Origin of the sequence: Frigoribacterium sp. CFBP 13707 (genome assembly GCF_014842245.1) — a bacterium.
GTDB classification, from domain to species: Bacteria; Actinomycetota; Actinomycetes; order Actinomycetales; family Microbacteriaceae; genus Frigoribacterium; species Frigoribacterium endophyticum.
On the sequence record NZ_JACYVL010000011.1, the window covers coordinates 14,126 to 34,772 of the forward strand.

Annotated in this window: 19 protein-coding genes; 10 read left to right on the top strand and 9 right to left on the bottom strand. The window is 74.3% G+C overall.

The window, feature by feature from the left end; genetic code table 11:
- Positions 1–73 precede the first annotated feature (73 nt).
- Positions 74–421, bottom strand: coding sequence for an ATP-dependent DNA ligase (locus IFT45_RS14130; RefSeq protein WP_192128933.1), 348 nt, complete (start codon positions 419–421; stop codon positions 74–76).
- A 168-nt stretch (positions 422–589) separates the two neighbouring features.
- On the opposite strand from IFT45_RS14130, the gene IFT45_RS14135 reads away from it, so the two are divergent.
- On the top strand, positions 590–1,387 hold the full coding sequence (locus tag IFT45_RS14135) for a transglutaminase family protein (protein WP_185230491.1): 798 nt from the start codon (positions 590–592) through the stop codon (positions 1,385–1,387).
- A gap of 116 nt (positions 1,388–1,503) precedes the next feature.
- Here IFT45_RS14135 and IFT45_RS14140 read toward each other — a convergent pair whose 3' ends face one another.
- The 4 genes from IFT45_RS14140 to IFT45_RS14155 form a co-directional block, all read right to left on the bottom strand.
- Complete coding sequence (locus IFT45_RS14140; protein ID WP_192128934.1) at positions 1,504–3,003, bottom strand: glucose-6-phosphate dehydrogenase; 1,500 nt, start codon at positions 3,001–3,003, stop codon at positions 1,504–1,506.
- A gap of 23 nt (positions 3,004–3,026) precedes the next feature.
- Positions 3,027–3,701 (bottom strand): SDR family oxidoreductase, encoded by a 675-nt coding sequence (locus IFT45_RS14145; RefSeq protein ID WP_192128935.1) that lies wholly within the window; start codon positions 3,699–3,701, stop codon positions 3,027–3,029.
- Positions 3,702–3,843: 142 nt separating this feature from the next.
- On the bottom strand, positions 3,844–4,182 hold the full coding sequence (locus IFT45_RS14150; protein ID WP_192128936.1) for a DUF3140 domain-containing protein: 339 nt from the start codon (positions 4,180–4,182) through the stop codon (positions 3,844–3,846).
- A 72-nt stretch (positions 4,183–4,254) separates the two neighbouring features.
- A complete protein-coding gene (locus tag IFT45_RS14155) occupies positions 4,255–4,698 on the bottom strand; it encodes a hypothetical protein (protein WP_192128938.1) in 444 nt (147 codons plus the stop codon).
- 136 nt (positions 4,699–4,834) lie between these two features.
- Here IFT45_RS14155 and IFT45_RS14160 point away from each other — a divergent pair, with 136 nt between their 5' ends.
- The 6 genes from IFT45_RS14160 to IFT45_RS14185 all read left to right on the top strand — a co-directional run bounded on the left by IFT45_RS14160 (position 4,835) and on the right by IFT45_RS14185 (position 12,779).
- On the top strand, positions 4,835–5,428 hold the full coding sequence (locus IFT45_RS14160; RefSeq protein WP_192128940.1) for a hypothetical protein: 594 nt from the start codon (positions 4,835–4,837) through the stop codon (positions 5,426–5,428).
- Between the two features lie 55 nt (positions 5,429–5,483).
- Positions 5,484–6,368 (top strand): hypothetical protein, encoded by an 885-nt coding sequence (locus tag IFT45_RS14165; RefSeq protein ID WP_192128941.1) that lies wholly within the window; start codon positions 5,484–5,486, stop codon positions 6,366–6,368.
- Between the two features lie 105 nt (positions 6,369–6,473).
- Positions 6,474–7,400, top strand: coding sequence for a hypothetical protein (locus IFT45_RS14170; protein WP_192128942.1), 927 nt, complete (start codon positions 6,474–6,476; stop codon positions 7,398–7,400).
- Positions 7,401–7,861: 461 nt separating this feature from the next.
- Positions 7,862–9,928, top strand: coding sequence for a glycosyltransferase family 2 protein (locus IFT45_RS14175; protein ID WP_244638028.1), 2,067 nt, complete (start codon positions 7,862–7,864; stop codon positions 9,926–9,928).
- Positions 9,925–10,656: an HlyD family secretion protein gene (locus IFT45_RS14180; RefSeq protein ID WP_056057626.1), complete on the top strand. Its 732-nt coding sequence runs from the start codon at positions 9,925–9,927 to the stop codon at positions 10,654–10,656. The genes IFT45_RS14175 and IFT45_RS14180 overlap by 4 nt, the downstream gene beginning before the upstream one ends.
- Positions 10,657–10,733: 77 nt before the next feature.
- On the top strand, positions 10,734–12,779 hold the full coding sequence (locus IFT45_RS14185; RefSeq protein ID WP_192128943.1) for a glycosyl hydrolase: 2,046 nt from the start codon (positions 10,734–10,736) through the stop codon (positions 12,777–12,779).
- Between the two features lie 25 nt (positions 12,780–12,804).
- On the opposite strand, the gene IFT45_RS14190 is transcribed toward IFT45_RS14185, so the two are convergent.
- Positions 12,805–14,508, bottom strand: coding sequence for a PQQ-binding-like beta-propeller repeat protein (locus IFT45_RS14190; protein ID WP_192128944.1), 1,704 nt, complete (start codon positions 14,506–14,508; stop codon positions 12,805–12,807).
- A 175-nt stretch (positions 14,509–14,683) separates the two neighbouring features.
- On the opposite strand from IFT45_RS14190, the gene IFT45_RS14195 reads away from it, so the two are divergent.
- The gene (locus tag IFT45_RS14195; protein WP_185230473.1) at positions 14,684–14,833 is read left to right on the top strand and encodes a hypothetical protein; all 150 of its coding nucleotides are present in this window, start codon (positions 14,684–14,686) and stop codon (positions 14,831–14,833) included.
- A gap of 18 nt (positions 14,834–14,851) precedes the next feature.
- On the opposite strand, the gene IFT45_RS17920 is transcribed toward IFT45_RS14195, so the two are convergent.
- Positions 14,852–16,672 carry a PQQ-binding-like beta-propeller repeat protein gene (locus tag IFT45_RS17920; protein WP_192128945.1) on the bottom strand — a complete coding sequence of 607 codons (1,821 nt, stop codon included), beginning with the start codon at positions 16,670–16,672 and terminating at the stop codon, positions 14,852–14,854.
- Between the two features lie 140 nt (positions 16,673–16,812).
- Here IFT45_RS17920 and IFT45_RS14205 point away from each other — a divergent pair, with 140 nt between their 5' ends.
- Positions 16,813–18,318: an APC family permease gene (locus IFT45_RS14205; protein ID WP_056057609.1), complete on the top strand. Its 1,506-nt coding sequence runs from the start codon at positions 16,813–16,815 to the stop codon at positions 18,316–18,318.
- Between the two features lie 23 nt (positions 18,319–18,341).
- On the top strand, positions 18,342–18,881 hold the full coding sequence (locus tag IFT45_RS14210; protein WP_192128946.1) for a GNAT family N-acetyltransferase: 540 nt from the start codon (positions 18,342–18,344) through the stop codon (positions 18,879–18,881).
- Positions 18,882–18,972: 91 nt separating this feature from the next.
- Here IFT45_RS14210 and IFT45_RS14215 read toward each other — a convergent pair whose 3' ends face one another.
- Positions 18,973–19,632: a peroxiredoxin-like family protein gene (locus tag IFT45_RS14215; protein WP_056057606.1), complete on the bottom strand. Its 660-nt coding sequence runs from the start codon at positions 19,630–19,632 to the stop codon at positions 18,973–18,975.
- A 231-nt stretch (positions 19,633–19,863) separates the two neighbouring features.
- Entirely contained in the window at positions 19,864–20,640 is a 777-nt protein-coding gene (locus IFT45_RS14220; RefSeq protein WP_192128948.1) for an Fpg/Nei family DNA glycosylase, read from the bottom strand.
- Positions 20,641–20,647 lie beyond the last annotated feature (7 nt).

Here is a 20,647-nt window from a genome sequence, read left to right on the forward strand (position 1 = left end):
AGCCGTGCCGCGAGGATGTCGGTCACCGGCGCCGTCCCCAGCACGGACGCACGGCCCCCCGCGGAGGCGCGGGTCAGCCCAGCGCGGAGGCCGCGTCCCCGGCGGTGACGGCCGCGCTGCCGAGCGGAGGCTCGGGGACGACGCGCATGCCCGTGGTCGTGGTCGCCGTCGCGAGCATCGCGTCGACCCACGCGCGGTTGATCGCGGCCATGCGGCTGCCGGCGTAGACGAAACGGAGCGGGATGGACTCGTGCACCCAGAGCACGTGGCGCCCCTGGCCCGAGCCGTCGGTGTCGCGCCAGGTGAGGGAGAAGCTCTCGTGCCGACGCAGCTTCGCGACGACGGCGAGCTGGAGGTGCGCGAGCGTCCGGTCGTCGATGTCGACGGCCGTCCGGTCCGACCCGTAGAACAGTGTCCCCAACGTGCTCCTCCTCAGCTCACTACGGTAGATGCCCGCCCGGGCATGGACGGCTCCGGTCCCGACCCCTTGACACCGCCGAGACCCCCGCGCTAGTGCCTCGGACGGCGTGTCACGAGCCCGTGACGGGGCCGACACGTGCCCGACCCCGGGGCCTGGCATCATCGGCGCATGCGCCGAACCGCCACCGCCCACCTCGACCTCGACGTGGCGGGCCCCGCCGAGCTCGTCCTCTCGATCGCCGCCGCGCGCCTGCCGGGCACGGAGCTCGACGAGCAGCTCGTCGTCACGCTCGACGGCGAGCCCGTCGACGTGCGCGAGGTCGACGACCGCCACGGCACGCGGCTGCACCTCTGCGAGGTGGGCCCCGGCACGGTCGTCGTCGACTACCGGGCCACCGTGACCGGCCACGCCGACGCCCCCGAGCGCGACGAGATCGACCTCGTGCGCTACCGGCGGCCGAGCCGCTACTGCGAGTCGGACACCCTCGCCCCCACCGCCCGTGCCGAGTTCCGGGGACTCGAGGGGCGTGGGCTCCTCGCCGCGGTGAGCTCGTGGGTGGGCGCCCAGCTGGCGTACGTCCCGGGCGCGAGCGCCCCGACCGACGGCGCCGTCCAGACGCTGCTCGACCGGCGGGGCGTCTGCCGCGACTACGCGCACCTCGTCGTCGCCCTGCTGCGGGCGCTCGACGTTCCCGCCCGACTCGTGTCGGTCTACGCTCCGGGACTCGCGCCGATGGACTTCCACGCCGTCGCCGAGGCCTGGGTCGACGGGGCGTGGCACGTCGTCGACGCGACGGCCCTCGCCCCGCGGCAGACGCTCGTGCGCATCGCGACCGGGCGCGACGCGAGCGACACCGCGTTCCTCTCGAGCTACGGCGCGTACGTGGGGCTGCGGTCGATGACGGTCACCGCGGTCGCGGACGAGCTGCCGCGCGACGACGTCACCGCCTTCGTGACGCTCGGCTGAGCGCAGGGCCGACCCGCGACTCCCTCAGGTCGTCAGCGGCAGCGGCAGCGTACGCGGCAGCGCGCGCGCCCCGGACCGTCGGCGGCCCGGAGCCGGCGATCGCCCGCGACGCCGGCTCAGTCGCGCCCGGCCTGCGGGTCGTCGGCGTCGTGGGCGAGCTCGGCGCCCTCCTCGGAGCGCTCGGCGGGCTCGCCCTGCAGGGGCCCCGCGGGCCACGACGACGGCCCGGCCGAGCCGGCCGGGTACTCGTCGAGGGCCACGACCCCGCTCGACCAGGCCTGCACGACCGGCGTCAGGATGCGCCAGCCCTCCTCGGCGGAGTCGCCGCGCACCGACAGCGTCGGGTCGTCGTCGAGGATGCCCTCGAGCACCTCGCCGTAGGCCGTCAGGTCCGACGCGCCGAAGACGGCCTTCAAGGAGGCGCGGGAGAGGTCGTACGCGTCGCCCGGCCCGTTCACGTTCAGCTCGAGCGACATCTCGTCGGGGCTGATCGCGATGCGCAGGCGGTCGGGCTCGCCGCCGCCGACGAACTCGCGCGGCACGTGGGCCGGCGGGCGGAAGGTGATGACGATCTCGCGGCGGCGCGAGGCAAGCGCCTTGCCCGAGCGGAGCAGGATCGGCACGCCGGCCCAGCGCCAGTTCTGCACCTCGACGACGACCTCGGCGAGCGTCTCGGTCTCGAGCGACGGGTCGACGCCCTGCTCGTCGGCGTACGCCGGCAGCTCGCGGCCGTCGACCGAGCCGGCGCCGTAGCGGGCCCGGCGGGTGTGGCGCGTCGCGTCGTCCTGCCAGATGCGGGTGGCGCGCAGCACGAGCTCCTTCTCGTCGCGGAGGTCGGCGGCGGTGAGGGTCGCGGGCGCGTTCATCGTCAGCACGGCCATCACCTGCAGCAGGTGGCTCTGGATCATGTCGACCATCGCGCCGGCGTGGTCGTAGTAGCGGGCGCGGTTCTCGAGCGCGAGCTCCTCGTCGTAGACGATCTCGACGCTCTCGACGTGCTGGTTGTTGAGCATCGGCTCGATGAGGCGGTTCGCGAAGCGGAGCCCGAGCAGGTTCAGCACGGTCGACCGGCCGAGGAAGTGGTCGACGCGGTGCACCTGGTCCTCGGGCACGAGCTTCAGCACCGAGCGGTTGAGCGCCTTCGCCGACGCCAGATCGGTGCCGAAGGGCTTCTCGAGGGCGAGGGCCGTGCCGTCGGGCAGGTCGACCTCCCGCAGCGCCGCGCAGGCCTTCTCGGTGATCGCCGGCGGCAGGGCGAAGTAGATCGAGGGCGGCGAGTCGCAGGCCTCGAGGAGCGTGCGCAGCCCCTCGGCGCCGGTCACGTCGGCCGTGACGTACCGCGTCGACTCGAGCAGGGCGTCGACGGCGGGGCCCGAGGCGTCGACCGACGCGAACGAGTCGCGCACGCGCTGGGTCCACTCCTCGGCGGTGTACTCCTCGACGCCGGCGCCGATCAGCTGCACGCGACGCTGGGGCTCGTGGGCGAGCAGCCCGCCGAGGCCGGGCATGAGGAGGCGCGAGGCGAGGTCTCCGCTCGCCCCCAGGATCAGCAGGGTCGCGGGGCCGTGGGCCGACGAGCCGGCCTTGGCGGCCGTCTCGGTGTTCGCAGTCGTCATGTCGTGCACGCTAGACCGCCGGGTCAGGCGCGGCGCGTCGGCCGCACCGACACCACCTCGGCGGTGGCGCCGTGCGGCAGGTCGACGACGAGCCGCACCGCGTCGGCGACCGACCCCGGCTCGAGGTAGAGCGCGGTGTCGTAGCGCCCGCCCTCCTTCTCGACGAGCTCGCGCTGCATGTCGGTGTCGACGCGGCCCGGGTGCACCGAGCTGACGCGCACCCCGTGGGGGCGCTCCTCCTCGCGGAGGGCGTCGGTGAGGGCGCGCAGGGCGAACTTGCTCGCGGCGTAGGTGCCGCCGCCGGTGCCGGCCGTGAAGCCGGAGCCGCTGTTGATCGCGACGACCGTGCCCTCGGCGGCCCGGAGCGCGGGGAGCAGCTGGCGGGTCAGCTCGGCGACGGCGAAGACGTTGACCTCGAAGACGCGGCGCCAGTCGTCGCGCGTCGTCGACTCGACGGTGTCGCCGCCGATCACGCCGGCGGCGTGCACCACGACGTCGAGGCGGTCGAGCTCGGGGGCGGCGAAGGCCGGCCCCGAGAGGTCGGCGACCCAGGCCGAGGCCGACGGGAGCGTCGCGACGACCGCGCGCACCGCCTCCTCGTCACGGCCGTGCACGACGACGTGGTGGTCGCGGGAGAGGTCGCGGGCGACGGCGAGGCCGATGCCGCGGGTGGATCCGGTGACGAGGGCGGTCTTCATGCGGCCAGTCTGCCGCGGGCCCCCGACGGCGGGCCCGCCGCGACCTGATCCGCGCCAGTTCCCCTGATACGTGTGGATACCTGAGGCAGGGTATCGCAAGGTATCTCAGCTCAGGAGGAACGCCGGTCCCGCGCCGACAGCCTCACTTGAGCGGGTCGTTGCCCCAGTTCATCAGCGACCAGCGCCACTTCGTGTCGGTCACGTCGCCGTCCGGGCGCTGCTTCGAGTGCCGCGCGACGTAGCCGTGCACCTTGGCCATGTGGGCCCAGTCGTCGTCGGTGAGGTCGGCCTTCTTCGTGTGCAGGATGCGCACGATGTGCCGGCCGCTCTCGTGCCCGACCGACTCGCCGCCGGGCTCGGAGTGCTGCCCGACCTCCTTCGACTCGTCGGTCTCGAGCCACGCCTCCAGCTCCGACGCGGTCATCGTCACGTCGTCGCGGAAGTCATCCCAGGTCGTCTGCCGGTCGTCGTCATCAGCCATGCTCCGACACTGCACCCGTGGCGGCGGCCTGTCCGCCCCGGGCGTCGTGTCGACGCGCCGGGCGGGTGAGGGCTACGGCTTGACGACGGGGATCGGGCCGGTGAGCTGGGGCACCTCGCGGTCGCTGAGCAGCCAGTGCTCGCCGGAGGCGGTGATCAGGAAGGCGAGGGGCCCCGGTCGGCAGACCACCAGGGCGCCGCCGGACTGGTGCAGCACGCTGTCGAGGGCGCCGCCGAGGTCGCGGTCGTCCTCCGAGCCGGCGGAGGAGAGGACGGCGCAGCGGCCCTCCGCCCCCATGGCGGTCAGCAGGCGACGGAGGCCCTCGGGGTCGCCGAGGGAGGGCGCGACGCTGTGGGCGGCGGCCATGTCGACCCAGTCGGTCGACTCGGTGAGCGCGGCGAGGCGGTCGGGCGACGGGTCGGTGTCGCCGGCGGCGAGCGACCGCAGGTCGTCGCGGCGGTCGGGGGTCGCGAACGCGTCGAGCGCCGCGATGACAGGCTCGGGGAGCAACGCCACGGGAGTCCTCCTCAGGTCCGGAGCGACCATCCTCCCACTCCGGGAGGGGTCTCGTCTCCGTCGCGTGGCCGAGGAGGCGGTGGTCGCCTCGTCGCTACAGTGGAACGACCCTGCGCCCCGACCGGACGGACCGACGATGACCTTCCCCTCCTACCCGGGCCAGCCCGGCAGCGACGACCCCCGCCAGGGCCTCGGCCAGCAGCCCGCGTACGGCCAGCAGCCGTGGGCGGGCCAGCCGAACTCGTACGGGCCGCCGGCCCCGCAGCGCACCGACGCCGACCCGTCGACGCCGTACATGTGGGCGATCGCCGTCACGCCGCTGCTCAGCCTGCTGACCCTCGCCTTCGTCGACATCTCGTCGTACCTCGACGAGAGCCTCCGCCTCGCCGAGGCCGGCAGCACCGCGGCCCCCTCGTCGCCCGGCATGCTCCTGGCCCAGCTCGTCAGCTGGGGCCTCTACGCCCTGACCGTCGTGCTGGCCTTCTTCGACTGGCGCGCGCTGAAGCGCCGCGGCGTCGACCGTCCCTTCGCGTGGCCGTGGGCGTTCCTCGGCGTCGTCTACGTCATCGGCCGTGCCGTCGTGGTGAAGCGCCGCACCGGGCGGGGCGTGGCGCCGATGGTCGTCTACCTCGTCCTGAGCGTCGTGAGCGTCGTCGTGTCGGTCATCATCGTGGGTGCGGCGCTCGCCGAGTTCCTGCCCCAGGTGGCGGAGATGACCCCGGCTCCCTGACCCCGGTCACCCGACCCGCGACTCCTCGGGTCTCCGCGCCTGCGAAGATGACCGGGTGAACGCCGCCCCGCAGCCCGCCCTCGGTCTCCTCCTCGACGTCGACGGGCCGATCGCCAGCCCCGTCACCCGCAGCATCGCGCTGCCCGAGATCACGCGCGACCTCGTCGTGCTCGCCGCGGCGGGCACGCCGGTCGTGTTCAACACGGGCCGCTCCGACGCCTTCATCCGCGACGAGGTCGTCGGCGAGCTGATCGCCGCCGGCCTGCCCGCAGGGGCCCGCGTGCACGCGGTCTGCGAGAAGGGCGCGTCGTGGTTCTCGATCGGGCCCGAGCACGGCCCGACGGGCATGAGCGAGGTGCAGGTCGACGCGAGCCTCGCGATGCCCGCGGACTTCGCCGACGAGATGGAGGCGCTCGTCGCGAGCGACTACGCCGACCTCGTCTTCTTCGACCGGACGAAGCGCGCGATGGTCTCGATCGAGCAGCTGACGACCGTCGAGTCGGCCACCTACCTGGCCCGCCAGCGCGAGTTCGACGAGAGGGCGATGGAGGCGCTGACCCGCCGCGGCGCCGGGGTGCGCCGTCTCGACGACGTGCGGCCCGACGCCGCCGGCGCCGTCCAGTGGCGGGTCGACCCCACGATCATCTCGACCGACATCGAGTCCGTGCGGCTCGGCAAGGACCTGGGGGCGGAGCGAGCCCTCGAGCTGCTCGCCCTCGACGGCCCCGCACCGCTCGCCTGGCGCACCGTCGGCGACTCGCGGAGCGACTACGCGATGGCCGACTGGCTGCACGAGCACGGCCACTCCGTCGCCCACGTCGACGTGCGGCCGGCCGACGGCGTCCCCGTGAAGCCGTACGCCGTGCTGACGAGCGCCTCCGGCCTCATCCACGACGAGGCGGGCGCGGAGTTCCTCGCCGGCTGGGCGAGCGCGCTGTAGCCGTCACGCTCGTCGACACGGCGGCCGCACGCCGGGCCTCGTCCCCCGCGGGCAGGAGGCCCCCCCCGGGCGCGGCCGGACTGACGGGCCGGTAGCGTCACGGTCATGGGGATCTGGTCTCGGCTCGTCGGCGCGGCGTCGAGCGACGTGCCCGCGGAGCTCGTCGTCGTCGTCGACCGGGAGAGCGTGTCGATGGGCGACGACGCCCGGACGCACCGCCGCGAGCTGCGGGTCCCGGCCGGGTCGCTCGTGAGCGACGTCGTCGAGCGCAGCAGCCCCGACGTGCGCGCGCAGGGCTGGTCGTGGGTGGCCGTCGTCGACGGCACCGTCGTCGCCGTGTGGTCGGTCGACCACGGCGTCGCCCTGCTCGTCCCCGACGGGCCCCTCACCGCGCCGGACCCCTCCGGGGTCGTCCAGGTGCGCTTCCGCTACCTCGGCCAGCTCGACCCGGCGTGGCTGCACGCGCGCCTCGCCGAGGGCGCGCCGCTCGACCGGGATGCGCTCGACGCCGAGTACGCCCCGACCGCCCGGGCGGTGCTCGAGCGCGAGCGTCGCGAGCGCGAGGCCTCGACGACCGTGCGCCTCCTGGGCCCGACGTCCGTTCGGGCGCTGGAGCGCCTCGGGGCCGTCATCGACCTCCACTCCGACGAGCTCTGCCGGTTCGACGTCGGCGGCGTCGCCTGGCATGTCGAGCTCCGCGACACCATGACGGTCGTCTTCGGCCGGGGGCACCGGTCGCCCCTCGCGTCGCTGCGCCCGGTCGGCCTCGCGGAACGCTGGGTGCTGGCGGCCCTCGCCGTCGACCGGCGCGTCGCCGACGGCCTCGACCCGCTGCCCGACGCGCCCGTGCGAGCCCGGGCCGAGCCGGTCGATCTCATGGTCGCGGGCAGGGCCCGTGCCGTCGAGGGCTCGTCGGGCGCGGCCGTCGCGCAGCTGGCGGACGCCGGCGACGTCGGGCCGCTCGACCTCGTCCTGGGCCGCGACCTCGACGAGGTGGTGGCCCTGTTCGGCCTCGCCGGCCCGGGCGCCTGAGGCACCCGTCGCGCCGTCGCCCGTCCACGCGGCGAGGCGCCGGTGCGCCCGGGGGACACCGCAGGGGGTGACGTCGTCACCCGGACGGGTGACAATCCGGGCGAGCGGAGCGGGCGTCAGGCCCGGCAACCCGGGGCAGTCGGCACCCGGACGGGGGACATGCCCCCCGTCCGGGGGGCTAGTGTGCTCCGAACGCCCCTGTACTGTTCATCGAAGTCGACGTGCGGTCCCCCGAAAGGCCCACACGACGACCGGGCCACCCTGCAGCCGGACCACCCCTCCGGCCGACACCCCCTGGTGCCCCCACGGACGACCAGCACGACCGGCCGTCCGACGTGCCCCCGCCCCGGGGCCGTCGCCTCTCGTCGCCGGAGTCGCCGACGCCCCTCACCGGACGTCCGGCGCGCTCACCCCGCTCCAGTCGCCCGGTCTCCCCAGCCCGAACCTGGAGAAGCACACGCATGTCCCGAACCATGCGCGACGTCCCGCGCACCCCCGGCACGACCGACGAGAGCCCCCGCCGCGGCGGCGGGCCCGACGACACGCACGACACAGCCTCCCGAGCCGTCGTGCGGCACCTGACACCCGACGTCGTCGAGCCCGCCGCCCGCACCCGCCGACCCGTGTCGGCGCAGCGTGAGGCCGTCCGCTCCCGGGCGGAGGGCACGCGCAGCCACAGCCCCGTCATGGTGCTGCTGGTGCTGGTCGCGACCCTGGGCATCTTGCTCTACGCGCAGTTCCTGCTGAACCCGAGCAACCGCGGCGACCTGCTGCCCTACTCGATGATCATCGTCGCCGAGGCGATCCTCGTCGTGCAGGCGCTGCTGGCCATGTGGACGATCCTCTCGGGCGGTCAGGACCCCCGCGACTTCGACTTCCACGCCACGCAGGACACGCTGTTCGACGAGGCCGAGATCGAGCGACGCGGCCTCGAGGGCACCCCGCACCTCTGGCCGATGGTCGTCGACGGCCGCGAGGTCACGGTCGACGTCTTCATCACCGTCTACGGCGAGGAGCTCTCCAAGATCGCCACGACGGTCAAGGCCGCGCTGGCGCTCCGGGGCGCCCACCGCACGTGGGTCCTCGACGACGGCCGCAGCGACGAGGTCCGCGACCTCGCCGCCGCCCTCGGCGCCCGCTACATCCGCCGCCTGAGCAGCAACGGCGCCAAGGCCGGCAACGTCAACCACGCGCTGGCCATCGCCAAGGGCGACTACTTCGCCATCTTCGACGCCGACTTCGTGCCGAAGGAGGGGTTCCTGCTCGAGACGGTGCCGTTCTTCGTCGACGAGAAGGTCGCCTTCGTCCAGACCCCGCAGACCTACGGCAACCTGACGAGCCTCGTCAGCCGCGGCGCGGGCTACATGCAGACGGTCTTCTACAAGTTCATCCAGCCGGGCCGCAACCGCTTCAACGCCGCGTTCTGCGTCGGCACGAACGTCATCTTCCGCCGCGAGGCCATCGACGAGGTCGGCGGCATCGACACCGACTCCAAGTCGGAGGACGTCTGGACGAGCCTGCACCTGCACGAGGCCGGCTGGCGCTCGATCTACATCCCGCTGACGCTCGCCGTGGGCGACGCCCCCGAGACCATCGAGGCCTACAGCAAGCAGCAGCTCCGCTGGGCGACCGGCGGCTTCGAGATCCTCTTCCGCCACTTCCCGCTCAGCCCGCGCCGCCGCCTCACGATGGACCAGCGCCTCCAGTACTTCGTCACCGCGACGAACTACCTCACCGGCATCGCGCCCCTGCTGCTGCTCCTCGTGCCGCCGATGGAGATCTTCTTCGACCTCCGCCCGATGAACCTGCACATCTCGGTGCTGCAGTGGTTCCTCTTCTACGCCGGCTTCTACCTCATGCAGATCGTGCTCGCGTTCTACACGCTCGGGTCGTTCCGCTGGGAGGTGCTGATGCTCGCGTCGGTGTCGTTCCCGATCTACGTCAAGGCCCTCTGGAACGTGCTGAGCGGCAAGGACGAGGCGTGGAGCGTGACGGGGCGGGCCGGCAAGGTCTCGTCGCCCTTCAACTTCATCATCCCGCAGGTGCTGTTCTGGGTCTTCCTGTCGCTGACGAGCCTCGTCGCCATCGTGCGCGACGTCGACAACGGCGTGCTGACCCTGGCCACGGTGTGGAACCTGCTCAACACCGGCATCCTCACCGCCTTCATGGTGGCCGCCAGCCGCGAGGCCCGGGCCATCAAGCGCTACGCCCGTGCGGCGAAGCGCGGCGAGCTGCCCGAGCCCGAGGCCCTCGTGCTCCACGACGAGACGCCCTCCGCCGCCCCGACCCGCACCCAGGTGTCGCGGCCCGCCCCCCGCTCCGCGGAGGAGCTGCAGGAGCTGCGCGAGCTGCGCCACCTCGCCGACATGACCCCCAGCGACGACCCCGAGCAGGCCGCCCGCGACGACGAGCGCCACGCGATGCTCGTCGGCGCCCAGGCGCTCGCCACCCGACGCGGCCGCCGCGAGGCCGCCCGCCGCACCGACGGCTCGACCGCCGAGAAGCAGAAGCAGGAGGTCACCTCATGACCTGGATGAACCGACTCAAGCTCACCGCCGGGATCCTGGTCGTGCTGGTGCTCGTCGCCGGCTCGACGATGATCTTCACGCAGCGCCAGCAGCAGGCCATCAGCACCAGCGCCGAGATCGCGGCCCAGGAGTACTCCGTGGGCTCCGACTACAGCGGCACCATCACGCAGTCGTACGTCGAGAACGGCGACACCGTGAAGGAGGGCGACACCCTCTTCGAGGTGCAGAGCCTCTCGCTGCTGCAGGACATCGACAAGGGCCTCGTCACGTACGACACGGCCACCTACTCGGTCGCGGCCGACGGCCTGCTCACCCTCAAGGCCGCCGTCGACGGCACGGTCGCCGACGTCACCCTCAAGGAGGGCAGCTTCGTGCAGGCCGGCGCCTCGCTCGCCACCATCGACAAGTCCGACACCCTGTTCGTCCGCGCCGACTTCGTGCTGACGCCCCGGGACTACGAGCGCATCGTGCCCGGTGCCGTCGTCGACCTCCAGCTGCCGAACCAGACCTCGGTGGTCGGCACCGTCTCCGAGGTGACCGTCGAGACCCAGGACGGCAGCGCCGAGACGACCCTCCAGGTCGCCAGCGACGAGCTCGTCCAGGGCTCCTTCGGCGGGCTCGTCAGCCCCGGCACGCCCGTCACCGCCAAGCTCCACCTCCGCGACGACGGCGTCCTCGCGGGCCCGACCGACGCCGTGCAGGGCTTCCTCCGACAGATCGGCATCTGACCATCAGCGCACGCACTCCCCGCCCCGCCGCCTCCCGCCTCCTCTCGGGCGTCGCCCTCGCCGCCGCCGGAGCCCTCGTGCTCGCCGGCTGCACCAGCGGCAGCGCGTCGCCCGACGGCGGCACGGCCACGCCCGACGACTCCACGCCCCCGACGGGCGGCGTGTTCCCCGCGTCGCAGGTCGACCCGCTGGTCGAGGCCCTGCCGCAGGAGTCGGTCGGCGACGTGCCCACGATGCGCCTCGCCGACGGCCTCGTGCCCCCGACGAACAAGTGGTTCTCCGGCCTCGTCTTCGGCGACGCCCCCATGCCGGTCTTCCCGTACCCGATCTCGTTCCAGCTGACCGACGACGGCGTCGCCGCCGGCATGCCGCAGCCGGTCACCTCGCCCACGGCGATCGTCGGGCCGGCCCTGCCGGACGTGACGCTCGACCTCGGCGCGACCGAGTCCGTCGTCAGCGCGTACGACGAGGTCTCCGTCACGGTCGAGCACCGCGACGGCGACGCCGTGCTCGGCCACACCGTGGTCGCACAGGGCTCGCCGACCGTGTCGTACACGGCGGCCTCGGCCCAGACCGACACCCTCGGCGCCGCGGTGACGGCCGCCGGCGACGGTCGCGGCACGATCGAGGTCGGCGACTCCACCTGGGGCGTCGTCGTCGACGGCGGCACGCTCGACGGCACCAGCGTCGACCTCGACGAGGGCGGCAGCGTCGTGCTCGTCGCCATCCCCGCCGGCGCGTCGTCCGAGCAGGTCTCGACCGTGCTCGACGCGGCCGCCTCGCCGCTGACCGGCGTCGCGACGTCGTGGTCGTCCTCCGGCGAGGGCGACGACGCGGTCACGACCACCGAGCTCGCCTACGCCACGGCCGCGGGCGGCGACACGCTCGTCGTCGCGGCACCCCACCAGGGGCAGACCGCGAAGGTCTCCGGCGGCACCGACACCGGCCTCCGCTACGAGACCGTCTACGGCACCGTGCCCCTGGCGGTCGGCAGCTCGCTGACCTTCGACGCGCCGACCACGGCGCCCGCCACGAGCCTCGACCTCGGCAGCCTGACCGACGAGCAGAAGACCGCCCTCGGCGAGCAGCTGACGAAGGACGTCGCGGCCCTGCCCACCTTCGCGGCCGACACCTACTTCGGCGGCAAGTCGCTCTACCGGGCCTCGATGCTCTGGCAGCTCGCCGTGCAGCTCGGCGACGACGAGTCGGCGGCCACCCTGAAGAAGGCCATCGTCGACGAGCTCGACCTGTGGACGGACCCGGCCGGCTGCGAGACCCGCGACCAGGAGTGCTTCGTCTACGACCCCGCGGTGCAGGGCGTCGTCGGCAAGGCCGTGTCGTTCGGCTCCGAGGAGTTCAACGACCACTACTTCCACTACGGCTACTTCCTCTACGCGGCCGGCGTCATGGCCGCCGACGACCCCGAGCTCGCCGAGCGCTGGCAGCCCGTGATGGACCTGCTCGCCGCCGACATCGCCTCCGGCGCGCAGAACGGCTCGTTCCCCGACCGCCGCGCGTTCGACCCCTACTGGTCGCACAGCTGGGCGAGCGGCTACTCGCCCTTCGCCGACGGCAACAACCAGGAGTCGTCGTCCGAGGCCGTCACGGCCTACTCGGGCCTCGCCCTCTGGGCCGCCGCGAGCGGCGACGCCGCCCTGGGCGACGAGGCGTCGTGGATGCTCAGCGCCGAGACGCAGTCGGCCCTGGCCTACTACGTCGCGCCCGACCTCTCCGACCCGGTCTTCGAGGGCTTCGACCACGAGGTCGTCTCGCTCAACTGGGGCGGCAAGCGCGACTACGCCACCTGGTTCTCGGCCGAGCCCTCGGCCATCGCCGGCATCCAGCTGATCCCCCTGTCGCCGACCTCGATCGGCTACCTGGGGTCGGAGCCCGCGGGAGGCGCGGAGAAGGTCGACGCGCTGGTCGCGGAGGCGGCCCCCGACGGCTTCGCCGGCGCCCTCGGCGACTACGTCCTGATGTACTCGGCACTGGCCGGGCCCGACGCGGCCGCCTCGGCGCTCACCACCCTCGAGGCCCTGCCCGACACGGCGATCGACAACGGCAACTCGCGGTCGTACGCCATGGCGTACATCCTGGCTGCCGGGGCGGCCTCGGCGGGCTGACCCGCGCCTCCCCCCGTCCGCCCGGTCAGCCGACCAGGCGGACGGGGTCGCCGAAGCGGCGGACGGTGCCGTCGCGGCCGATGCCCACCAGCACCCCGCCCCAGAACTGCAGGTCGTCGACGCCGAGCTCGTCGGGCTCCGCGCGCCAGAGCCGCCGGCCGTCGCTGAGGTCGAACGCGGTCACCGAGCGGCCCACGAGGTCGCCGGTGTTCGCGTAGCGCAGCAGCGAGAAGGCGTAGCCGACCGACTCCGACGCGCGCTCCATGGTCGACTCGTTCGGCACGGCCGCCTCGAGCAGCTGCTCGCCCGTGGCGTCGTCGATCATCGCCACGACCCGGTCTCCGTCGTCGTCGCCGGACGGCGCCCGGACGAACGTCCGCACGAAGGCGTCGCGCCCGCTCTGGCCGACCGGGGGCTCGAGCACGATCGGCACGCCCCGGTCGTCGTCGTCGCGCGGCACGCTCCAGCGCTCGTCGCCGGTCAGCCGGTCGACGCACGACAGCGCGTCCCGCCCCGAGAAGACGACGCACCCGCCCGAGAGCACGGGCGTGCGGTCGGCGTCGTGCCGGCGGCGCCAGAGCTCGGTGCCGTCGAGGTCGTAGACCACGAGCTCGGCCGTGTCGACGCGCCCGTCCGAGCCGGGGGAGTCGACGGTGAGCAGCTCGCCCCGCCGCACGGGCGTCACGGGGGTGCGCCAGCGGTCGCCCCACGCGCTCGTCTCGCCGCTCGCGGCGTCCACCCGCACGGCCGCTCCGCGGGCGAAGACGAGCACGGCGTCGTCGAGCAGCACGACGTCCTCCTGGTCGGAGGTCGACCCCGACCAGGTCGGCGCGTCGAGGTCGTCGCGCGCGAAGAGCTCGAGCCGGCTGCGCGAGTCGCCGTCGACGAACGACGTGCCCCGGTCGCCCCTCCGGTCGGGGTCGGTGCGGACGAGCACCCAGTCGTCGTTCGCGTCGACGACGCGGCGCAGCCCGGCGTCGGTCGCCTGCACCTCGAGCAGCTCCCCGGTGTCGAGGTCGACGCGGGCGAAGCCGGACTCCGAGACGCCGAAGCCCCCGAACGCGCCGGTGCTGAGCAGCAGGTCGCCGCGCCGGGTGCTGGGCCAGACCTGCAGGGCCCCGCCGCCGCCTCCCACCGCGTCCGAGTCGAGCGACCAGCGCACGGTGCCCGTGCCGGGGTCGAGCCGTGCGACGCGCTCCCCGAGGCCGTCGCGGTCGTCGCAGACGCCGAGCACGGTGGTCAGCTGCGTGCTCGTGGCGACGAGCAGGTCGGGCGACCCGCCGCCGACCCGGCCGATGACGGTGTAGTCGAGGCAGGCCGTGTCGACCCCCTCGACGCCCAGCCGGTCGGGCGTCAGCACCCAGCCCTCGGGCGACGGCAGCCGGCGCAGCTCGTCGACGACGACGCCGCCGAGCGGCCGCCCGACGGGGTAGCGCGGCTGCGTGACGACCCCGGCCGTGACGACGAGCGTCGTCGCGAGGAGGGTCGCGCCGGCCGCGAGCAGCAGGCGACGGCCCCGGGAGGCGCGGTGCGGGCCCCGCAGGAGGCGCGGCCACGGCCGTCGGGTCGCGTCGCGGTCGGCGGGGCGGGCGGCACCGGTCGGGCGGGCGTCGTCGGGGGCCGGGGCGGCGGAGGCGGTCGGCTCGGCCCGGCGGGCGTCGTCGGCGCCGGCCGACCAGGGGTCGTCGCCGCGGGGCGGGCGGGGCGGGCGCCACGGAGCCTCGGTCACCTGGCCCTCCGTCCTCGGGGTCGCGCACCGCGCCTCCTCGTGCAGCGCCATCGTACGAGCCCACCGGTCGCCCGGGCCGCGGCCGGTAGGCTGGCAGCCCGCCGCCCCCGAACGGAGCAGTCCCATCGAAGCCCTCGTCGTCACGATCCTGACCGTCGCCGCGGTCGTCCTGATCGTGCTCCAGGTCGTCTACCGCCGCCGCGTGATGCGCCGCCGCGAGGCCCAGGGGCAGGCCGCCGTGGGCCGCGGCACGTACGTGCTCTTCGCCGTGATGGCCGCGTTCTTCCTGTTCGCGGTGTTCGTCTTCCCGATGCTGGTGCGCTGAGCGCTCCCGCCGGCGGTGTCAGCCGGGCAGGCGCACGTCGTCGGCCAGGCCCCGGGCGACGCCGTCGTCGACGGTCACGAGGGTGCGGCGCCAGAACGGCGACAGCGAGCCGGTCGTGCCGATCTCGTGCGTCCAGAGGGTCCGGCCGTCGGCGAGGTCGAAGGCCGTGACCGCGGGCGGGGAGTCGGAGCTCCACCAGCTGCGCAGGGCGTAGCCGGTCGTCCGCGAGGCCGCGACCACCACCGACGCCGAGGGCAGCGTCAGGTCGAGGCGGGTCTCGCCCGTGGCCGGGTCGACGATCCACACGGGGTCGGTCTCGCCCTCCGACGACTCCTCGATCTGGCCGGGTGCCGTCGAGACGACCACCGACTCCTCGGGCGTGCCCGACCCGGGCAGCACCCAGCCGTTCACCGTCAGGCCGGAGCTGCCGGGCGAGCCCGCGTCGTCCGTCCCGAGCTCGCGGCTCCACCGCGCGCGGCCGGTGTCGGGGTCGACGCAGGTCACGGTGCCCGAGTCGTCCGAGACGACGAGGCAGCCGGCGCTGAGCCGGGTCCAGGTGCCGGGCGGCAGGTCGCGCGACCAGACCGGGCCCTCGACGGGGTCGACCAGCGAGACGACCGAGTCGCCCGCCGACGAGACCTGCCGCCCGAGCACGAGCCGGTCGCCCCAGGCCTCGACGCTGCCGAGGTCGCGCGCCTCGCCGGGCAGCGGCTGCGCCTGGCCCGTGCCCACGTCGACGGTCGACCAGACGGCGTCGGCCACCGCGTCCTCCGCGTCGACGGCGAAGGCCGCGGGGTCGACGAGCTGCGCCACCAGCGTGCCGCCCAGCAGCCAGGCCTGCGTGGCGCTCACGCCGAGCCCCGACCAGACCGGTCGCGACAGGTCGTCGGCGGCGAAGAGGGTGAGCCGGTCGGCGTCGCCCGGGCCGAGCTCGAGGCCCCCGCCCGGGTCGTAGCGGTCGAGGTCGGTGGCCGACGTGAGCACGGCGTCGCCCTCGACCTGGAGCGCCTCGAGCAGGGTGCCGGGGGCGAGCCCGGCGGCCGCGTCGTCGAGCCGCTCGACGACGCGGCCGTCGGTCGTGTCGACCCGGGCGACGGTGCCGGAGGTGCGCCCCCAGACGCCGTCGGCCGAGACGAGGGCCGTGTCGCCGCCGGCGGCGACCGCGACGCGGGCACCCGTGACGGCCAGCCCGAGCTCGGCGCCGAGGTCGAGCCCCCAGCGCAGCTCGCCGGTGAGGGTGTCGAGCCGCAGCAGGCGGCCGCCGGTGCCGCCGCAGGGCGAGCCGTCGCCGTAGCCCTGGGAGCGCGTGCCGACCACGACGTCGTCGGTGCCGACGTCGGCGACCACCTCGAGCGAGGTGCACTGGTCGGAGAGGTCGAGGTCGAAGGCCGCGCCGAGGTCGGTGCGCCAGAGGCTGGCGACGGGCGGGCCGCGCAGCTCGTCGACGGCGGCCCCGGGGGCGGCGAGGGGCGCCCAGCTCGGGCGGGCGAGCACGCCGCCCGTCGTCACGAGCACGGTCGCGGCGACGAGGGCGACGCCGGCCAGGGCGAGGCGGCGGCCGCGTCCCTGGCGGGCCCAGCCGGCGCGGGCGGCGGCGGCGACGGACGCCGCGGAGGCGGCGAGGCGCGACGGGGGCGGCGGAGGGGACGTGCCGTCCGCGGTGGCGGCGGCGGCGGCATCGCCGGCGGCGTCGGCGCCGGCGTGCGGCTCGGGGCCGACGGTGCGGGCGCGGGCGTCTGCGGGGCCGGGCCCGCCGCCCTGGCCGACCCGCGACTCCCACGCGACGTCGGGGCGCGGCGGTGGGGTCGGCTGCCAGGCCCCGCGTTCGTCGTCGTCCACCCGGCCATCGTAGGAGTCGCGGTGCAGCCCGCACCACGGAGCCGACCCAGCCCGGCCGCCCCGTCGTCACGAGGCCCGTCTGCTGGGTAGCATGGCGGGTCGCTCCGGCCGGGGCGGCGCAGGTCGAGCGAGGAGACGACATGACCGCACCCACCCACGGCCCCGGGTCGCGCAGCCTCTGGCGCACGAAGTCGGTCGAGGCCTCGATCCAGGACTCGCTCGAGGGCGAGAGCAAGCTCAAGCGCTCGCTCGGCGTCACCGACCTGACCCTGATGGGCATCGCCGTCGCCGTCGGCGCCGGCATCTTCTCGGTCGGCGCGAACGCCGCCGCGAACTTCGCCGGGCCGGGCGTCATCATCTCGTTCATCCTCGCCGCCGTCACCTGCGGCCTGGCGATCATGTGCTACGCCGAGTTCGCCTCCACCATCCCCGTCGCGGGCAGCGCGTACACCTTCACCTACGCGACCATGGGCGAGTTCCTCGCCTGGATCATCGGGTGGGACCTCATCCTCGAGACGCTCACCGGCGCCGCCGTGCTCGCCAAGTACTGGGGCATCTACCTCAGCACGGTGTTCGAGCAGTTCGGCGTGCCGCTGCCCGACACGATCGCCCTCGGGCCGGTCGACCTCAGCTGGGGCCCCTTCCTCATCGTCGCCGTCTTCACGGTGCTGCTCGTGCTCGGCACGCAGCTCAGCTCGCGCGTCGGCGGCGTCTTCACGGTGATCAAGGTCGGCATCGTGCTGTTCGTGATCGTCGTCGGGTTCTTCTTCGTCAAGGCCTCGAACTACACGCCGTTCGTGCCCGCCTCGCAGCCCCGCACGGGCGAGGGCAGCACCGACGCGTGGACGCAGTCGCTGTTCTCCTTCCTCAGCGGCGCGGCCCCCGCGCAGTACGGCGTCTTCGGCCTGCTGGCCGGCGCCTCGCTCGTCTTCTTCGCCTTCATCGGGTTCGACATCGTCGCGACGAGCGCCGAGGAGGTCAAGGACCCGCAGAAGACCCTGCCCCGCGGCATCTTCCTCGGCCTCGGCATCGTGACGCTGCTCTACGTGCTCGTCGCGATCGTGCTGACCGGAATGGTGTCGTACCGCGACCTCGCCGCCAGCGAGACCCCGAACCTCGCGACGGCGTTCGAGCTGGTCGGTGTCGACTGGGCCGCCAAGGTCATCGCGGTCGGCGCCCTGATCGGCCTCACCACCGTCATCATGGTGCTGCTGCTCGGCCTCGCCCGCATCGTCTTCTCGATGAGCCGCGACGGCCTGCTGCCCCGCGGCCTGGCCAAGACCTCGGCCAAGCGCGGCACGCCCGTGCGCGTGCAGGTGCTGGCCGGCGTCGTCGTCGCGCTGATCGCCGGTCTCACCGACGTCGGCGTGCTCGAGGAGATGATCAACATCGGCACCCTCTCGGCCTTCGTGCTGGTGAGCATCGGCGTGATCGTGCTGCGCCGCCAGCGCCCCGACCTGCCGCGCGCCTTCCGCGTGCCGTGGTCGCCGGTGCTGCCGATCCTCTCGGCCGCGCTCTGCGTGTGGCTCATGCTCAACCTCACGACGCTCACCTGGGCGCGCTTCGCGGTGTGGCTCGTGATCGGCGTGGTCGTGTACTTCGCCTACGGCCGTCGCCACTCTCGGGTGGGGCGCGGAGAGCAGTAGCGGGCCCGCCCTAGGCTGACCGCATGACGACACCCGAGGGGCCCCCGGCAGCACGGCGGCACGCCGTCGCCGTGGGGCCCCTCGGCCTGCGTGCGGTCGACGCGCTCGTCGCGGGCGACCTGGCCCTCGCGTCGGTGGCGATCGGCGTCGAGCTGCCGACGGCCTTCCTCGACGACGGGTGGCTCTGGGCGATCCGCCTCGAGCAGATCCTCGCCGACGAGCGCGACGAGCCCTGGGTCGCCTGGGTCGCCACCCGTGACGGGCAGGTCGTCGGCCACACCGGCTTCCACGGCCGACCCGACGCCGACGGGGAGGTCGGGGTGTCGTACACGGTGCTGCCCGAGCTGCGCGGCCGGGGCGTCGGGGCACAGGTGCTGGAGGCGGTGCTCGCGTTCTGCGACGCCGCTCCCGCCGTGCGGTCGGTGCGCGCGAGCGTCAGCCCCGACAACGCGCCGTCGCTGGCCCTGGCGCGGTCGCACGGCTTCGTGCTGGTGGGCGAGCAGGTCGACGAGGTGGACGGGCTGGAGCTGGTGCTCCGCCGGGAGCCGCAGCGCGCCTCCTGAGCTCTACTCGGCATGGAGGTGCCCCGTCCTGGGCCCCCGAGCGGAGGCAGGACCCAGGACGGGGCACCGCGATGACGGGGGCGCCCCCGCGCTACGGCAGCAGGTCGAGCGCGGCGACGACCTCGTCGACCTCGGTGCGGGTCGTGTAGTCGACGTGCACGTCGGCGAACACGACGCGGCCGTCGCCGTCGACCACGAGCACCGTGGGGAAGGGGATGTCGCCCGTCGCGTCGGCGTTGCTGTCGGCGACGTCGAAGCCCAGCTGCGTGTGGGCGGCACGGGCCTCGGCGGTCGGCTCGGTGACGATGCCCAGGGCGCGGCTGAGAACGTTGCCCGGGTCGGAGAGCACGGGGAAGTCGAGGCTGCCGTTGCTCGTCGCGAGCTCGGAGCCCTCGGGCGTCTGCGGGCTGATCGCGACGAGGCCGACGCCGCGGTCACGGAGGGTCGGCAGCAGCTGCTCCTGGTAGGTCTTGAGCGTGAGGTTGCAGTACGGGCACCAGGCGCCGCGGTAGAAGACGAGCACCGCGGGGCCCTCGCCGACGACGGTCGCGAGCGACACCTCGGCGCCCTCGGGCGTGAGCAGCGTCGCGTCGACCAGCTGGTCGCCGACGCCGACGGCGTCGTCCGGGCGGCCGGCGGCGGTGAGGGCCTGCTGCTCGGCGTCGAAGACGGCCGAGAGCTCGGGGCCGATCTGCGCGGTGAAGCCCTCGTTGAAGGTGCTGACCTGCTCGGCGATGGACGATGACGTCATGACGACCTCCTGGCGGGTCCGCGTCGGGTGCGGACCGGGTGCTGCCGACTGTACGGTCGCCTCCTCGGCGTGACCCGCGTGAGCGTCACGGTTCGTCACGAAGGCGGGGGGAGTCGCGGGTCGGCCCGGTCGGGTCGGGCCCGGTCGGGCAGTCAGCCCGGATCGAGCCGGTTCAGGTCCGGTCAGGTCCCGTCCGGTCAGGTCAGGCCGGTCGGGTCAGATCACGTCAGCTCAGGTCTGGCAGCGCGGGCACCAGTAGGTGTCGCGCAGCTCGAGCTCGGACTCGCCGAGCTCGCCGCGGAGGATCTTCGTGCCGCAGCGGAGGCAGGGCTTGCCGGCCCGGCCGTAGACCCAGTCGGTCGTGCCGCGGAGCGTCCCGGTCGTGGTGCGCTCGACCCTGTCCTTGTTGGCGACGATGAGGCGGTGGGCCAGGTCGATCATCTTCGCGCAGTTCGCCACCTCGCCCACGGGCCGGGTGGGCAGCACCCCGCGGAGGAAGCAGATCTCGGCCCGGTACACGTTGCCGACGCCGGCGAGCACCCGCTGGTCGAGCAGCGCGAGACCCACCTCGCGGGCCGGGTCGGCCTCGAGGTTCGCCAGGGCCCGCCCGGCGTCCCAGTCGGGGCCGAGCAGGTCGGGGCCGAGGTACGCCGTGACGCTGTCCTCCGGGTCGCGCTCGACGAGCTCGACGACGCCGAGGTCGAACCCGACGGTCACCCACTCGTCGGTCTCGAGCACGACGCGCGCCTGGTGCGCGGGGCGACGCCAGCGGGTGCCCCGGCGGTAGATGTGCCAGGAGCCCTCCATCTTGAGGTGCGTGTGCAGGGTCAGGCCGCCGATGTGGTGCAGCAGGTGCTTGCCGCGGCTGATCACGTCGTCGACGACCTCGCCGCTGAGGTCGACCGTGGCGAACGCGGGCACCCGGAAGTCGCTCGCCGTGAGCGTCTGGCCGTGCAGCACCGCGTCGAGGTTCTTCGCGGCGCGGTAGACGGTGTCTCCCTCGGGCATCGGTGCT

Excerpts from the sequence above, each read along its gene's own strand:
- IFT45_RS14135 (WP_185230491.1), top strand. The coding sequence starts at position 590 with ATGCGCCGAACCGCCACCGCCCACCTCGACCTCGACGTGGCGGGCCCC.
- IFT45_RS14140 (WP_192128934.1), bottom strand. The coding sequence starts at position 3,003 with ATGACGACTGCGAACACCGAGACGGCCGCCAAGGCCGGCTCGTCGGCC.
- IFT45_RS14145 (WP_192128935.1), bottom strand. The coding sequence starts at position 3,701 with ATGAAGACCGCCCTCGTCACCGGATCCACCCGCGGCATCGGCCTCGCC.
- IFT45_RS14150 (WP_192128936.1), bottom strand. The coding sequence starts at position 4,182 with ATGGCTGATGACGACGACCGGCAGACGACCTGGGATGACTTCCGCGAC.
- IFT45_RS14160 (WP_192128940.1), top strand. The coding sequence starts at position 4,835 with ATGACCTTCCCCTCCTACCCGGGCCAGCCCGGCAGCGACGACCCCCGC.
- IFT45_RS14170 (WP_192128942.1), top strand. The coding sequence starts at position 6,474 with ATGGGGATCTGGTCTCGGCTCGTCGGCGCGGCGTCGAGCGACGTGCCC.
- IFT45_RS14175 (WP_244638028.1), top strand. The coding sequence starts at position 7,862 with ATGTCCCGAACCATGCGCGACGTCCCGCGCACCCCCGGCACGACCGAC.
- IFT45_RS14180 (WP_056057626.1), top strand. The coding sequence starts at position 9,925 with ATGACCTGGATGAACCGACTCAAGCTCACCGCCGGGATCCTGGTCGTG.
- IFT45_RS14205 (WP_056057609.1), top strand. The coding sequence starts at position 16,813 with ATGACCGCACCCACCCACGGCCCCGGGTCGCGCAGCCTCTGGCGCACG.
- IFT45_RS14210 (WP_192128946.1), top strand. The coding sequence starts at position 18,342 with ATGACGACACCCGAGGGGCCCCCGGCAGCACGGCGGCACGCCGTCGCC.
- IFT45_RS14215 (WP_056057606.1), bottom strand. The coding sequence starts at position 19,632 with ATGACGTCATCGTCCATCGCCGAGCAGGTCAGCACCTTCAACGAGGGC.
- IFT45_RS14220 (WP_192128948.1), bottom strand. The coding sequence starts at position 20,640 with ATGCCCGAGGGAGACACCGTCTACCGCGCCGCGAAGAACCTCGACGCG.